The sequence below is a fragment of the Paenibacillus faecalis genome (genome assembly GCF_900289175.1).
GTDB lineage: Bacteria > Bacillota > Bacilli > Paenibacillales > Paenibacillaceae > Paenibacillus_AQ > Paenibacillus_AQ faecalis.
Window position 1 is genome coordinate 2,015,352 of sequence record NZ_LT985747.1, and the last position, 15,534, is coordinate 2,030,885.

16 protein-coding genes and 1 other annotated feature (1 of these 17 cut by a window edge) are annotated in these 15,534 nt (G+C 45.7%); of the genes, 9 read left to right on the top strand and 7 right to left on the bottom strand.

The window, feature by feature from the left end:
• Positions 1-155: a binding site (T-box leader), on the top strand (it extends 108 nt beyond the left edge of the window).
• Positions 156-276: 121 nt separating this feature from the next.
• The 3 genes from asd (at position 277) to C8268_RS09610 (ending at position 3,588) form a co-directional block, all read left to right on the top strand.
• Positions 277-1,362: an aspartate-semialdehyde dehydrogenase gene (asd, locus tag C8268_RS09600; RefSeq protein ID WP_106767457.1), complete on the top strand. Its 1,086-nt coding sequence runs from the start codon at positions 277-279 to the stop codon at positions 1,360-1,362.
• A 237-nt stretch (positions 1,363-1,599) separates the two neighbouring features.
• Positions 1,600-2,991, top strand: a complete 1,392-nt coding sequence (gene nhaC / locus C8268_RS09605; RefSeq protein ID WP_106767458.1) for a Na+/H+ antiporter NhaC — start codon at positions 1,600-1,602, stop codon at positions 2,989-2,991.
• A gap of 93 nt (positions 2,992-3,084) precedes the next feature.
• Entirely contained in the window at positions 3,085-3,588 is a 504-nt protein-coding gene (locus tag C8268_RS09610; RefSeq protein ID WP_106767459.1) for a GNAT family N-acetyltransferase, read from the top strand.
• 116 nt (positions 3,589-3,704) lie between these two features.
• Here the strand turns inward: C8268_RS09610 and C8268_RS09615 are convergent, their stop codons facing one another.
• On the bottom strand, positions 3,705-4,094 hold the full coding sequence (locus tag C8268_RS09615) for a nucleoside deaminase (RefSeq protein WP_106767460.1): 390 nt from the start codon (positions 4,092-4,094) through the stop codon (positions 3,705-3,707).
• A gap of 199 nt (positions 4,095-4,293) precedes the next feature.
• Here C8268_RS09615 and C8268_RS09620 point away from each other — a divergent pair, with 199 nt between their 5' ends.
• Positions 4,294-5,271: a BadF/BadG/BcrA/BcrD ATPase family protein gene (locus tag C8268_RS09620; protein ID WP_106767461.1), complete on the top strand. Its 978-nt coding sequence runs from the start codon at positions 4,294-4,296 to the stop codon at positions 5,269-5,271.
• Between the two features lie 144 nt (positions 5,272-5,415).
• Entirely contained in the window at positions 5,416-5,964 is a 549-nt protein-coding gene (locus C8268_RS09625) for a glutathione peroxidase (protein WP_106767462.1), read from the top strand.
• A 90-nt stretch (positions 5,965-6,054) separates the two neighbouring features.
• On the opposite strand, the gene C8268_RS09630 is transcribed toward C8268_RS09625, so the two are convergent.
• Positions 6,055-6,687: a helix-turn-helix transcriptional regulator gene (locus C8268_RS09630; protein WP_106767463.1), complete on the bottom strand. Its 633-nt coding sequence runs from the start codon at positions 6,685-6,687 to the stop codon at positions 6,055-6,057.
• Between the two features lie 203 nt (positions 6,688-6,890).
• Here C8268_RS09630 and C8268_RS09635 point away from each other — a divergent pair, with 203 nt between their 5' ends.
• From C8268_RS09635 to C8268_RS09650, 4 genes are all read left to right on the top strand, one after another.
• A complete protein-coding gene (locus tag C8268_RS09635; RefSeq protein ID WP_106767464.1) occupies positions 6,891-7,511 on the top strand; it encodes a superoxide dismutase in 621 nt (206 codons plus the stop codon).
• A gap of 119 nt (positions 7,512-7,630) precedes the next feature.
• Positions 7,631-7,987 (top strand): HesB/IscA family protein, encoded by a 357-nt coding sequence (locus C8268_RS09640; protein ID WP_106767465.1) that lies wholly within the window; start codon positions 7,631-7,633, stop codon positions 7,985-7,987.
• Between the two features lie 56 nt (positions 7,988-8,043).
• Positions 8,044-8,331, top strand: a complete 288-nt coding sequence (locus C8268_RS09645; protein WP_106767466.1) for a HesB/YadR/YfhF family protein — start codon at positions 8,044-8,046, stop codon at positions 8,329-8,331.
• A 108-nt stretch (positions 8,332-8,439) separates the two neighbouring features.
• Positions 8,440-8,979, top strand: a complete 540-nt coding sequence (locus tag C8268_RS09650) for an NADPH-dependent FMN reductase (protein ID WP_106769898.1) — start codon at positions 8,440-8,442, stop codon at positions 8,977-8,979.
• Between the two features lie 153 nt (positions 8,980-9,132).
• Here the strand turns inward: C8268_RS09650 and C8268_RS09655 are convergent, their stop codons facing one another.
• The 5 genes from C8268_RS09655 to gap form a co-directional block, all read right to left on the bottom strand.
• Positions 9,133-9,837, bottom strand: coding sequence for an MIP/aquaporin family protein (locus tag C8268_RS09655; RefSeq protein WP_106767467.1), 705 nt, complete (start codon positions 9,835-9,837; stop codon positions 9,133-9,135).
• Between the two features lie 246 nt (positions 9,838-10,083).
• Complete coding sequence (locus tag C8268_RS09660) at positions 10,084-11,346, bottom strand: NCS2 family permease (RefSeq protein WP_158702810.1); 1,263 nt, start codon at positions 11,344-11,346, stop codon at positions 10,084-10,086.
• Between the two features lie 216 nt (positions 11,347-11,562).
• Entirely contained in the window at positions 11,563-14,238 is a 2,676-nt protein-coding gene (ppdK, locus tag C8268_RS09665; RefSeq protein ID WP_106767469.1) for a pyruvate, phosphate dikinase, read from the bottom strand.
• Positions 14,219-14,398 (bottom strand): GapA-binding peptide SR1P, encoded by a 180-nt coding sequence (locus C8268_RS09670; protein WP_234032732.1) that lies wholly within the window; start codon positions 14,396-14,398, stop codon positions 14,219-14,221. Before C8268_RS09670 ends, ppdK begins: the two co-directional genes overlap by 20 nt.
• Positions 14,374-15,414, bottom strand: coding sequence for a type I glyceraldehyde-3-phosphate dehydrogenase (gene gap, locus C8268_RS09675; protein ID WP_106767470.1), 1,041 nt, complete (start codon positions 15,412-15,414; stop codon positions 14,374-14,376). The genes C8268_RS09670 and gap overlap by 25 nt, the downstream gene beginning before the upstream one ends.
• Positions 15,415-15,534 lie beyond the last annotated feature (120 nt).

Here is a 15,534-nt window from a genome sequence, read left to right on the forward strand (position 1 = left end):
TCGGAACCAGATCAATAGGGGATGGTGTGACAGGAGCTCCTGTTACAGAGCTGGAGTATAGCATGATTGTGTAATGTCGTACTCGACAAGGCGAATATGGCGACATATCTCGCAAAGCTGGGGTGGTACCACGGGTATACAATCTCGTCCCTAAGACTACGGTCTTGGGGGTGGGATTTTTTATTATTTCATGCATATCAAGCATATTGAAAAAGGAAATGTACACAATTCAGCGAGTCTGAATATGTATTTATTAAGAAAGGAATTGAATAGCTCATGGCAAAAAAACTTCAAGTTGGTATTGTCGGTGGAACAGGTATGGTTGGACAGCGTTTTGTTCAATTGCTGGATGAACATCCATGGTTCAAAGTAACCCTCATTGCAGCAAGCAGTAACTCAGCAGGCAAAACATATGAGGAAGCCGTTCAGGGCAGATGGAAGCTGTCCACTCCGATTCCTGAAGATGTGAAACATATCGTCGTACAGGATGCCTCGAAAGTGGATGAGGTTGCGGCCCAGGTTGACTTTATATTTTGTGCAGTTGATATGAAGAAGAACGAGATTCAGGCTTTGGAAGAGGCTTACGCCAAAACAGGAACGCCCGTTATTTCCAACAATTCGGCTCATCGCTGGACTCCTGATATTCCAATGGTCATTCCGGAAATTAATCCGGAACATATCGAGATCATCGCAGCACAGAGAAAAAGATTGGGAACTTCCACCGGGTTCATTGCAGTGAAACCGAACTGCTCCATTCAAAGCTATGTACCGGCGCTTCATGCCTTGCTTGATTTCAAACCGACCAAGGTCGTTGCATCGACGTATCAAGCGATATCCGGTGCAGGTAAAAACTTCAACGATTGGCCGGAGATGCTGGATAATGTAATCCCGTATATCGGTGGTGAAGAGGAAAAAAGCGAGCAGGAGCCGCTGCGCATCTGGGGCAGTATTGAAAACGGTGAAATCGTAAAAGCAGCTTCACCTATAATTACAACACAGTGTATTCGCGTTCCTGTAACAGATGGACATTTAGCAACCGTATTTGTATCGTTCGAGAACAAACCATCGAAAGAGGAGATATTGGATCGCTGGCGTCAATTTTCAGGAAGACCACAGGAGCTCGGTCTGCCGAGTGCGCCAAAGCAGTTTATCACATATTTTGAGGAAGAAAACAGACCGCAAACGAAGCTGGATCGTGATATTGAGCGCGGGATGGGCGTTTCTGTCGGAAGATTACGTGAGGACTCGATCTACGATTATAAATTTGTAGGGTTATCTCATAATACGCTGCGTGGTGCTGCTGGCGGTGCCGTTCTGATCGCTGAGCTGCTGAAAGCGGAAGGCTACATTCAAGCGAAATAAAAACATTAGTTTAAGGGGCTGTTCCAAAAGGTCTATTGACCCGGGGCGGCTCCTTTGTCTGTTCTAAGGACGCTATCGGAACGAAGAGTATTGACTGGAAATCTTTTATCGTTTATATTATACATCTGTGCTTCAATGCAAAAAAGCCAAAAAGCATAAAAGCGGAGAAGCTTTATTATGGAATCGGAGATACGAATTTTATCCCGATTATTATAAATGTTAAGGAGTTCTATCAACATGGACAGACAACTGAGTTTCACAAAAAGTGTCATACTTATGGTTTTTATTCTAACCCTATTGTTTGTGACCCTTTTTCTTTTAAAATCGGAACCGCATATACCGCTTCTCGCAACAACCGTCGGCACAGCCGCTCTATTGCGATTATTCGGCTTTACATGGAAAAAGGTGGAGTCGGCCATTATTCAAGGGATACAAGGTGCCATTATGCCGATTCTTATTCTTGCGCTGATCGGTATTCTGATCGCCGTATGGATGATGAGCGGTACGGTACCGACGATATTGTACTATGGTATGGATTATATTAAACCGGAGTATTTTGCCGTCAGCGCACTGTATGTTACGATCATCGTCTCCATGTTTACGGGAAGCTCGTTCACAACCGTCAGCACCGTCGGGGTTGCCCTTATGGGAATCGCTTTAACGACGGGGATTTCCCCAACTTTCGCTGCTGGAGCGATCATTTCCGGGGCTTGTTTCGGTGATAAAATGTCGCCATTATCCGATACGACGAATTTTGCTCCTGCCGTAGCAGGCGTATCTTTGTTCACACATATTCGCAATATGGTAAATACGACACTTCCTGCTCTTGTCGTAACAACTGTATTTTTCCTGCTTGCACCGAAAAGCAATAGTGTCGATTTATCTTCTATACAACAAATCAAGCTCGCATTACAAGAAGGATTTCATATCCACTGGTTAACTTTAATATCACCGCTTGCTGTTATTGTCTGCTCTATTAAACGGATTCCTATTTTACCGACATTGATTGTCGGTATTGTGACAGGGCTTTTGGTGACTGCCTTTGTTCAGCAACAAACAGCCATCGACTTCTGGTTCAGTGTTATGCAGGGCGGCTACAAGAGCACCATCGCCAACGAAACGGTCGCATCCATCGTTAACCGAGGCGGGTTGCAATCGATGATGGGGTCTATATCGCTGATCTTGATTGCTTTATCCTTAGGAGGCTTATTACAGCATTGTGGTGTCATTGACGCCTTCTTCCGTAAGGTGATGCAGCCTTTAAAGCGAAGCAGCAGCATTGTCCTTATGACCGGTGCATCATCGATCGCTGTCAACGGCATGACCGGAGAGCAGTATCTATCTATTCTGCTGCCTGGCCAAATGTTCAAAGATGAATATGTTCGGAGAAATATTCCAGCCAAGACGCTTTCCCGTACATTGGAAGATTGCGGAACGCTTGTGAACCCGTTGATTCCATGGGGGGTCAGTGGTGCCTTTTTCGCTTCGACACTTGGTGTACCGGTTATAGAATATGCCGCCTATGCAACGTTCTTGTGGTTAAGTCCGCTGTTTACATTTGCTTATGCTTTAATACCAATATTACAGAAGAACTCGCTGGGCAAGGATAAAGGGGTCTCAGCATCATGACCTGCTACCAATTTCTTTTTACTACAAAATGATGTTATGATCGAAAAATGAAATTTACTAGTCAGGCGGTACATAACGAAGGAGATAGATCTTATGAATAGCATACGTATCGTTCCAATTACAGAGATAAGTCATATTCAAGAAGTGTGTCAGCTGGCTGAAGAAATTTGGATGGAGCACTATGAGCCGATTATAGGCCAAGAACAGGTTCGCTACATGATTGAGAAATTTCAATCTCCTGAGCCTGTCAAGGAACAAATTGAAAGTGGATATCAATACTATTTTTTAAACAGTCGGGATGAGAAGGCAGGATATATGGCTTTCAAACTGGAAAATGGCAGCATGTTCTTAAGTAAAATCTATGTAGCCAAGCGTTATCGCAAACAGGGGATTGCAGCGGCGGCACTCACTTACGCTGAAGAAGTGTGCAAATCAAGTGGGGTCTCCTCGATGTGGCTGACGGTTAATAAATACAACTCGAACTCAATCGCCGCCTATAACAGACTCGGGTTTGTGACGATCCGCGAACAAGTTGCAGATATTGGACAGGGATATGTTATGGATGATTATGTGATGGAGAAAGTGATTCCTGAATAATAAAGGAAAGCAGTGATGAAGCAAGAAAGGTCGAGAACGGGAGCAAATGAAATCCCGACTCGGCCTTTTTTGCTAACGGACATCTCTATGATGATCAAGTTCATATTCGTATTTGGTTACTCGTTAGAAGGATTCAACTGCACCATCCGAGTTGCGCGCTCATACAGCCGGCGATACACACTCTCCTGATCATCGCTGCCGGGATTCACATAATAAATGGAATCGATCTTCGCATAGGCAATTGCGCTTAAGCACATAGGACACGGCTCGGTGCTGGCATACATGATACAGCCTGATAAATCCAACGTATTCAATTGTTGGCACGCCTTTCGGACTGCCAGAGTTTCAGCGTGCGCGGTCGGATCATTGGTTTTGAGCTCTTCGTTTACACCTGTACTGATAATCTCCCCATCTTTGACGATAACCGCCCCGTAAGGACCGCCATGCTGTTGCGGATTTTCAGAAGCTAATTGTAAAGCTTTGCGAATGAAATCGTAGTGAGTCAATATGATGACCTCCCCGGTTCTATAATAGGACATTTTTAGACGATTCAGCGATGTTGCTCTTATTTGCACCAAAAAGAGCTATTACACTTACGGCTATGGTAGCACAGATCAAGGGGATTAGTAATATACCTTTATGTAAAATGCTGCTAAAGTAAATATAAAACCAGTCATAGTAGAAATAGAAAGGGGAAGCTGCAACATGGTTCATGAAGTGGTTATTGGAATCGATGGGGGCGGATCGACCACACGGGTTATGGTCAGTGATTTGACTGGACATATTCTTTCCTATGCAGAAGGCGGTCCATCGTCGATACATAAGGACAGCAACGCTCATGAGAATGTTCAAAACACGATTCAAATGGCACTCTCCAGTGCCAGCATCAATATCGATCAAGTGATAGGGCTAGTTGCGGGGATAGCCGGTTACGAATCCGAGTCGGATTTAAAGTGGGTTCAACGCTTAACCGATATAGACGGGCTGAACTGTCCCAAATGGTATGTAAACGATGCCGTTGTTGCACATGCAGGAGCTTTTTTAGGGGAACCAGGTATTGTAGTTGTATCCGGTACGGGATCGATAATAATGGCGATTACGGAACAGGGAAAGCAGTTCAGAAACATTGATTTCCATCATTATGCCGCTAGTGCTGCCCGATTTCTGTCATACGATACGATGTTCGAAATCCTTGCTGGACATGTTCATTCATCGGATGAAACGATGGTTCGTCAAATTATAAAATTTTGGAATGTTGAGCGTGCAGATCAGCTGCTTAACTTGGCAGCACATGGCTTTATAGAAGATCAGAAGAAACGGGATAAGACATTTGGCAAGATGGCTCCGATTATTACGAATGCGGCAAGCGAAGGAAGTGAGCTAGGCAGGTTCGTATGTGACAGAGCGATCGATCAAATCATGGTAGGTGTAGACATCCTGGGAGCATTCTTCAAACCGGGGCTCGTATCTGTAACTGGAATAGGGAGTGTTATCAGAAGTTCTTATATGAAATCGAAATTTATAGAAAGACTGCAATCGGGTACAAACAATCGGTATCATTATAAAAATCCGGAGCTATCCGCAGTAGCCGGTGCTGTGTTGATGGCGCTCAGAAATTTGGACATTCCAGTTCACTCCAGAGCGATTGAATCCATGAAGAATCACCCTTATTCGACATGGTAATTCGGATGTACTAAATAGATTCCAATTACAAAATATAGTATACTCTAGTAACATAATCGTGTCAGAATTTACATAGAATCCATTTTAACTATTTGAAATGACAGCTGACACGACTGCTTATCATGAAAGGTGTATGAGGGAACAATGACAACAATCTATGATTTTAACGTAACTAAACCTGATGGGGATCGATTCCCCCTTTACCATTTTGCTGGGAAACCTGTACTCATCGTGAATACCGCAAGCAAATGCAAATTCACGCCTCAGTTTGATGATTTACAAAAGTTATATGATCAATACCGTGAACAAGGACTGGAGGTTGTCGGGTTTCCGTGTAACCAATTTGCTGAGCAGGAGCCTGGGAGCAGCCATGAGGCTGAATCTTTTTGTCAGATCAATTATGGTGTGAAATTCTCCATATTTTCTAAAATTGACGTGAATGGCAACCAGGCGCATCCATTGTTCGATTACTTGAAAAAAGAAGGGCCATTTGAAGGATTTGACGAGGAGAATATCAACGCCAAGCTGCTCAAATTAATGATTTCTGACAAGGCTCCACAATGGCTGCATGGGGATGCAATTAAATGGAACTTTACTAAGTTTTTAATCGATCGAGAAGGAAAGGTTGTAAAAAGATTTGAGCCGGTTCATCCGATTGATGATATCAAATCTTATATCGAACAGGTTCTATAGAAGATGATATGAATCAGAAGCAATGATTCGGCCACAATCATGTAAAGCTGAAGGTAACCGCGTAAATCGCGGTTTTCTTGTTTTTTGCCGTCATGAATCAAACTTCACAACAAACGTACAAAAGCTATCTCCTTCTGCACGACAGCATGTTCTTGATATTTCATCCGTTCCCAGAACATTTTTCATCATATTCGTTTCGCAGCGGCAAGCTGTCTTGAATTCTTTCGCAATGGATAGAATCGGACAGTTATATTCGATTAATTCGTATGTCGTTTCATCAATCTGTGAAAAATCGGCCATATACCCTTTTTCATTTTGAATTTTGACCATCTCAGCCACTTTTTCAGATCCAGTCTTGTTGTGCATTCTGGGGTCATATTCCTTCGTCAGTCTTTCCTCTCTTTTATCAAATATATGTTGAATGGATTGGTTCCCGTATAGTTCTCTAATGTCATAAAGAAACTCAAGGCTTATCCCTTCATAGTTTTTAGGGAAGTGGCCTTCTGCTTTCTCTGATAAAGAGTAAATTTGGATCGGCCTGCCCATAGGTTGTTTGACTTCTTTTATAATAATCAATCCATCTTTTTCTAATGTGATCAGATGTTTTCTTACAGCCATATGAGTAATATCTAAAAACTCCGCAAGTTCATTTACAGTTAATTTAACTTCTTTTTTTAACAGGTTAAGAATTTTTTCTTTTGTGCTTTTTTGTGATAGTTCCATCAGATATCCCTCCAGTTTAACAGATGGAGCGTTAATTATACCAATTAATTATACTATAAAGTATAGAATATGAAATAGGTAAGCCAGCGAATGTGAATGCGCTAAAAATAAAGGTTTGACTTTTATTGACTAAACGATCATAATGATATTAAACTTATAAGTATAAAAAGTATAAATACATACATATTAGGAGGATTTACACAATGGCAAAATATTCACTTCCTGCTTTAAAGTACGATTTTAACGCGCTGGAACCTTTTATAGATCAACGTACTATGGAGATTCATCACGGAAAACATCATCAAACTTATGTAACTAATTTGAATGCAGCACTTGAGGGACACGATGGATTAAATGAAAGATCTTTGGAGGATTTGTTGAGTCATCTGGAAGAAGTTCCGGAACAAATCAGAACAGCGGTCAGAAATAATGGGGGAGGGCACCTGAACCATACTTTGTTTTGGGAAGTCATTCAGCCATCTAAAGAACGTACAAAACCGGGTGAAAAATTAGCAGAAGCGATCGATGCATCATTTGGCAGCTATGAAAATTTCGAGAAGGAATTTGCTGCGGCCGCTGCAACACGCTTTGGATCAGGTTGGGCTTGGCTCGTTGTTGACGGAAACGGGAAATTGAAAGTTACCAGCACTCCAAATCAGGATAATCCGATTATGGATGGAGACCGCGCGATCCTTGGATTGGATGTCTGGGAGCACGCGTATTACCTTCATTACCAAAATAGGAGACCTGAATATATTTCTAAATTCTTCGAGTTCATTAACTGGGATGTTGTATCTGAAAAATTTGAAAGTGCCAGCAAGTAACAGTGTCCTTTTTTTAAATTAACTATGTTGAGATGTTGAGGTATCGAAAAAAGCGCAGTAATGTATGGTTTCAGCAGCCTGCACTATTGCGCTTTTTTAACAAATAGGAGGGCCTTATTATGATTCATATTAGTCAAGTTGCAACTAACAAAATTAACGAAATTTTACTCGGTTCAGAACACCAAAACCCTTTTCTGCGAGTAGGAGTAGAAGAGGGTGGCTGCAGCGGTTTGTCTTATACATTGGTTGTCGATGAAGAGCAAAAAGATGGGGACTTGGTGCTGAATCAAGAAAATTTTAAAATTGTTGTCCATAAAGATAGTTTGCTCTTTATCGATGGCCTAACGATCGATTATGAAGAGCGTGGAATGCTTGGCGGCTTCACGATGGATAATCCAAACGCAAAAGTATCTTGTGGATGCGGAGCCAGCTTTAGAATATCGAATTATCGTGGAAAAGTCCAAAAATGTGATTAATACAGATAAAAAGGCGATTTTCTATTCATATCATTTGGAGTGGAGGATAGATTCTATTGGATATTATTGTAACTGAAAATGCTGTCCGTTCATTTCAGGATGAATGGGGGATCGAGAACGGTCAGTATGTAAGAATTTATGCCAAATATGCTGGCGGAGGCGAAGATGCTTACGCAATCGGAATAAACGCTAGTGTGGAGCCCGTTGATCCTGCTATAGTGAAGTCTATTGGCGGCTACCTATTTTTTATTGAACATAATGATGCATGGATTCTTAAAGATAAAACGATAAAAATCGACAGTAATGAAGAGGGAATCTTTTTTGGCGACATGTTATCCCTTTAACTTTTTCAATTTATTTCTATATAAAGTATTGACAAAGGACTTGTATCTTTTTCATACTAAATTTAGCAAGTGAATGAGACATTTATGAATACGAAGGGAATGCTCAACATGAAGCTTGTAGGATTGTCCGGATCGTTATCCGGTTATAAAACAGGAAAAGTTGTCAATGACATTATAGTATATGTTAGGAAAAACTACCCAAATATCGAAACGGAAATGATTGATTTGAAGGAATATACCATCGATTTTGTAACGGGGGCCCCGCTTCAATCTTATAACAGTGATACACTGACTGTTGTTAAAAAACTACTCTTTGCAGATCTAATTGTTATAGGTACACCCATTTATCAAGCTTCCATAACAGGTGCATTAAAAAACCTGTTAGACCATTTACCCGTTGATGCATTCAAAAACAAGGTCACTGGTATTGTAACTTTGGCCGGGTCGGAGAAACATTTTCTAGTGGCAGAGCATCACCTCAAGCCGATTCTAACCTTTTTAAAGGCGACCGTACCTGTTGGGAATATCTTTGTTCATAACGATCTCTTTAACGAAGAGGAGCAAATTGTTGATCCTGAATATCATATCCGCATCCAAAAGCTGTTTGAAGAGATGCTTGCGCTTCACAAATCTTTATCCCATTCTTAAAACTTCAAACCTTTCACTTGCTTTTGTCCCCAAATTTACTGAACCATGTTTCGTGGTAAAGAATTCGGGGACAAAGGCGAGCGCTATTACTTCTACAGAGTTGCTCTGTTCTCTTTTGCTATATAACTCCTCTTTTGCGTTCTCTACTTCTGACTAAAATATAAACCAATAAGCAAGTGCACCGAGGATGCCGCCGATACTTGGTCCGACTACTGGTATCCAGGCATATTTCCAATCAGAAGAGCCCTTTCCAGCGATAGGAAGAATCGCATGTGCGATACGCGGACCAAGATCACGGGCAGGGTTAATTGCATAGCCTGTCGTTCCGCCGAGAGATAGACCGATGCTGACGATAAGGAAGCCGACGATAAGCGGATGGAAGCCATCTGCAAACGAATTGCCCCCGATCGCCAGCAGGCTGAACATAAAAATAAACGTCGCGATCACTTCGCTCAGCAAGTTGGCCCCGCTGCTGCGTATGGCTGGGGCTGTTGCGAACACCGCCAATTTTGTAGCCTGGTCCTCTGTAGCACGCCAGTGCGGCAAATAGTGCAGCCATACAAGCACGGCTCCGAGAAATGCCCCGATCATTTGCGCGATAATATATTGTGGAACCATATTCCAAGCCAATTCGCCGATGACTGCCATCCCGAGTGTAACGGCAGGGTTAAGATGAGCCCCGCTAACAGAACCTACTGCGTATACACCAATGGCAACGGCAAGACCCCATCCGAGACCAATAACGATCCATCCGCTGTTTTCCGCTTTTGATCTCCGCAGTAAAACGCCAGCCACAACTCCGTCCCCCAACAAAATCAATAACAATGTTCCAATCAGTTCTCCCCAAAAAGGTGTCATCCCCAGTTCCTCCTCAAGATTGAATGTTTGCGCTTTCAGTTATTTGCCTCGAAAGGATTTTTGAGAGCTGCACTTCCTTTTAAACCGAAAGAAATGACCCAAATCACGCACCTCTGCCGAAAACAAAGATGTAAAATGGGTCATCTCCAGTATCGCTTTGTAACCTCTAAGTTATAAAAACTCATAACAGTATACACTGCGATGTTTGAAGCCATCATTTTCACGGCACCAGCTGTTAATCAAATTTTAAATAGCTTGCAGTATAAAATGGACTGCAAACAGCGCTGAAATAACATAAAACAGCGGCTTCACTTCACGTGCTTTTCCGACAGCTGCCTGGAACAGAGCATAGCTGACAAATCCAATCGCAATGCCGTCCACGATGCTGTGCATAAGCGGAATGAACGCAATGATGAAAAATGCAGGAAGCCCCTCGGACATCGGCTCGAAACGAACCTTCTTCACTGCTGGCATCATCAGCCCCCCGATGAAGATCAATATCGGTGCAACCGCTTGATCAGGGATAAACGTCAACAGTGGCAGAGCGACGAGCGTAGCGAGAAACAAGCATCCTGTCACGATGGCCGTCCATCCTGTACGACCGCCTGCCGAAATGCCAGCTGCTGTTTCGACCGTGGCTACCGTCGGGCTCGTTCCGAATATTCCACATGTCACAACCGACAGGGCGTTAGCTTGCATGGCGCGCTGAAAACGTTCGGGCCGGCCGCACATATTCAAATGGGCGTTGATCAAACCTACATTTTCAAATACGATGACAAGCGACAGCGAGAACACCGCAATCCCCATCGTCATCACGGAAATATTCTGGAAGGTAAGCTGCCCGAACACTTCGCCATACAAAGACCAGGAGAAACCTTGATTTCCTTCGGTGCCAGCAGATTCGGCCATGCCGGAGGGAGTAAGCCCAGTCATATAAGCCAACAAGGTTCCGAAAATGATCGCGATAAGTAAATGACCCGGTACTTTGCGCATGAACAGAATGCATGTCAGCGCCAATGTGGCAAATGTGACCCACACACCCGGCTCGCTGAATGATTGAAGCGAAATGATGGTTGACGGATCGGAGACGATAACGCCTCCTTTTTGCAGCCCGATAAGAACCAGCATCAATCCGATCCCAACGGAGATGGCTTCCTGTAGCGATTCCGGAATCGCTGCACGCAGTTGATCAGCCAGCGAGGTAAAGCTGATGATTGTAAAGCAGATACCGGATACAAAGACGACGGCCAACGCTTGCTGCCACGTAAGGCCCATACCATGAACGAGCGTGTAAGTAAACATGGCATTGATGCCCATGCCCGGTACAAGAATAATCGGTGACTTTCCCCACCAGCCCATGATGAAGCAGCCCACAGCTGATGCGAGCACTGTAGCGATAATGCCAGCTTTATGAGGTATGCCGGCATCGGCCAATATCGATGCATTCACGATAACGATGTATACGATTGCAAAGAAAGAGACAACCCCGGCCAGCAGTTCCCGGCGCATGACGTCAGACTTTGGCCTTGAAGACGAATCAAGCAGAGAAGCGGAATCCGCCTGCGCTTGCGTCTTTTTCTTGTGGCGGACCAATACAATACCTTCTTTCCATCGTAGCCCCTCACCCAACCCTTTCAAAAATGATGAAAGAAGACGGCAAACAGCCGTCTTGCGTTATTTTACCACATCATTCATGGAAGTAAACAACTAGTCATGTTTTTCATATTACATCGATACCGAATGCTGGGCATTGCTTCGGCTGCCAAGGAGCAGTTTCGCTTGGGCGGCGGCGATACGAGCAAGCGGGATACGATAGGTTGAACAACTGACGTAATCCAGACCCGTTTCATGGCAAAAGTAGATGGAGTCACGCTCTCCGCCATGCTCACCGCAGATGCCGGTTGTCAACTGCGGATTGGAGGAGAGGCCACGTTTCACCGCAAGCTCAATCAACTGACCGACACCGGACGTATCCAGCACTTGAAACGGATTGTTAGCCAACAAACGGCGGTCAACGTAATAGGGGAGGAACTTGCCTTCCGCATCGTCACGGCTATAGCCAAGCGTCATCTGCGTCAGATCGTTCGTGCCGAACGAGAAGAAATCGGCATGTTCTGCGATCTTGTCAGCTGTAAGTGCAGCACGCGGTACTTCAATCATCGTGCCGATACGGTAGGCGCAGTTTCGACGATCGGGGCCGAGCACCCGTTCAGCCGTGCGCTCGATAAGATCGCGAAGTACGCTCAGTTCTTCGGCATGACCAACGAGGGGAACCATAATGTCCGGCTGAACGCGGACGCCTTTGCGCAACATTTGACGAGCCGCCAGAAATAAGGCCTCCACTTGCATTTCATAAATTTCCGGGAACAAAATACCTAATCGGCATCCGCGCTGTCCAAGCATCGGATTCGTTTCATGTAATTTTCGCACCTTGCGGATCAGGCGCTCCAATGTTTGCCGATCTTCCGGCGTTCCCGTATTTTTGGCCGTAAGCTCAGTATGCTGCACGACAAGCTCCTCTAGATGGGGCATAAATTCATGGAGCGGCGGGTCCAGCAGGCGAATCGTCACCGTTAAGCCATCCATCGCTTTGAAAATGCCTTCGAAATCGCTTTGCTGCATCGGCAGAAGCTTGGCTAGCGACTTTTGACGCTCCTCCATGGTTTCGGCCAGAATCATGTCCTGCACAATCTGGAGCCGGTGCATGGCCATAAACATATGCTCCGTTCGACACAGGCCAAGGCCCTCAGCCCCAAGCGCGCGTGCTTTCATGGCGTCCTCCGGCGTATCCGCATTCACGTAGACACGCAGTTCGCGTTCCCGGTCGGCCCAATCCAGCAGCTGCAGAAACTCAGGTGATATATCCGCATCGTCGAGAGGAACAGCACCGGCAATGACCCGACCTGTCGAGCCATCGATGGACAACAGATCGCCTTCAGAGAAGACCCGCTCCCCGATATAAACGCGCTTTTGTTCCAGATCAATACGAACGTCATCACAGCCTGACACGCACGGCTTCCCCATACTGCGAGCGACGACGGCCGCGTGACTCGTCATGCCGCCCCGGCTTGTCAAGACGCCTTCGGCCGCAAGCACACCGTGTATATCTTCCGGTGTGGTCTCCGGCCGGACGAGAATGACGCGCTCGCCAGCAGCGCTCAATCGTTCGGCCTCATCGGCATCAAGCACGATGTGGCCGGAGGCCGCGCCCGGCGAAGCAGGCAGGCCAGAGCCGACAACGTCCACAGCAGCATCCGTCGCAATCGATGGGTGCAATAAATGCTCCAGCTGTGCGACGTCTGTGCGCAGCAAAGCTTCTTGCGGAGAGAGGAGCCCCTCCTTGACAAGACTGACGGCGATAGCGACGGCGGCTTGCGCCGTGCGTTTGCCTGAACGCGTTTGCAAAATGAACAGCTTGCCGCGCTCAACGGTGAATTCAATGTCCTGCATGTCGCAATAATGGTGCTCCAGCTGCTTCGCGGCCTGCGTCAGTTGCGCATACACGTGAGGCATTTCTTCGGACAGACGGGCGATGGGCTGAGGCGTTCGTGTGCCCGCAACGACATCCTCACCTTGAGCATTGGTCAAATATTCACCGAACAGTTCGCGTGCTCCTGTAGATGGGTGGCGGGTAAAGACCACGCCTGTACCGCTATCCGCGCCGTAATTGCCGAACACCATTGATTGGATGTTGGCTGCGGTGCCCCAGTCGTCGGGAATATGGTGAAGCTTGCGATATACCTGTGCTCGGTGATTGTTCCAACTGCGAAATACCGCTTCAATTGCCAGTTGCAGTTGAACATATACGTCCTGAGGAAAAGGGACGTCAGCCTTTTCTGCTACACACTGCTTATAATGCTCAACGAGATCCCGCAAACTGTCTGTTGTCATTTCCTGATCGGTCGAAGCTCCGCAACCAGTTCTTGCTTTATCCAGAATGGTTTCGAATTCCGCGGAATCAATACCGAATACGACGTTTCCGAACATGTGAATGAGACGCCGGTAGCAATCGTAGGCAAAGCTTTCGTCACCTGTAGCGGCGGCCAGCCCCTGAACCGTTTCGTCGTTTAATCCAAGGTTTAAAATCGTATCCATCATGCCAGGCATGGAATGAACAGAGCCGGAGCGGACGGAAATGAGCAGAGGGGCACTGGCGTCGCCAAATCGCAATCCGCGTGCCAGTTCAACCGCTTGCAGCGCAGCGCGCGTATCATCCATCAAACTGTCCGGCAGTCGTCCCAACGAGTAGTAGGAGCGGCAGGCATCTGTCGTAATCGTGAATCCAGGTGGCACTGGCAGTCCGATTTTTGTCATCTCTGCCAGATTCGCGCCCTTGCCGCCAAGCAGTTCCTTCATGCTGGCATCACCGTGCCGAAAATGACTAATCCAATTCGATTTCATTTCCCTTCACCCCTGACTCATCGAATTTGATGCTGGCGGCGCATTCGTCGCACCGATTATAGTAGATGATCACTTTTTCCGTATCGACTTCTTCCAGAACTTTATCGCACTGATCACATAAAATGACGCCAAGCATTAACGAACCGCGGCTGTTTGCCATGATCCTTTCACCCCTTCCTGCGTCATATGACGTGTAAGATCAACGACCCGGGCCGCATAGGCCCACTCATTGTCATACCATGCGAGCAGTTTGATATGACGATCATTCGCCATCAGCGACAGACCGTCTATAACTGCGGACTTATCATGGCCAATGAAGTCCGTAGAGACGAGCGGATCATCGCACCATTCCACATATCGATCAAGTCCACTGCGAATAGCATGAAGAAATGCAAAGCGTACGTCATCCGCAGTTACTGGCTCCTTCACTTCCGCCGTCAAGTCAACGAGCGACACATCTGGCGTAGGTACACGCACGGATATTCCCTGAACGGACGAGGCCAGGTTCGGTAATATGGAGGCAAGGGCTTTGCCAACTCCGGTCGACGTTGGCACGATCGATTGGGTACAAGCCCGGGCCCGCCGCAAATCTTGATGGGGATTATCAAGATGCTTTTGATCGTTTGTATAAGAGTGAATCGTCGTCATCCAGCCGGAGACGATACCGAAAGATTGATCAAGAATGTAGAGCACCGGCGCCAGACAATTTGTCGTGCATGACGCCGCTGAGACAAGCTGGTGCTCGGCTTCGTTATACATCCATTCATTGACGCCCATCACGACTGTAAGATCAAGCTGCTTGCCTGGAGCGGTAACGATTACTTTTTCAGCACCGGCTTCTATATGTTTGGAAGCACCAGGTCGATCTGTGAACTTGCCGGTCGCATCGATGACGGTATGAATGCCAAGCCGTGACCACGGCAGATTTGCTGGATCGGCTTCTGCCAATACCGGAATGTGAGTATCGTTAATAATGAGCACGTTACCTTCCGAGGAAATATCTGCGTTCCATTTTCCGTGAATGGAATCATATTTGAGCAGATGCGCGATAGTGGAAGCTGGATAAAGAGTATTTACTGCCTGGATGCGAAAAGGTGAATCCGATTCTTCCATAGCTCGCCGAAATACGAGCCGACCGATTCGCCCCATGCCGTTGACGGCAACTGGTAATGCCATTTTCGATTTCCTCCTTTAAGGTAATGTGGTTTCTTTTTTCGAGATAAAGTATATCACAAATAATAATTAATGTGTAATATATAATCGTTTATTTTATATATTACATCATAATTATATGTT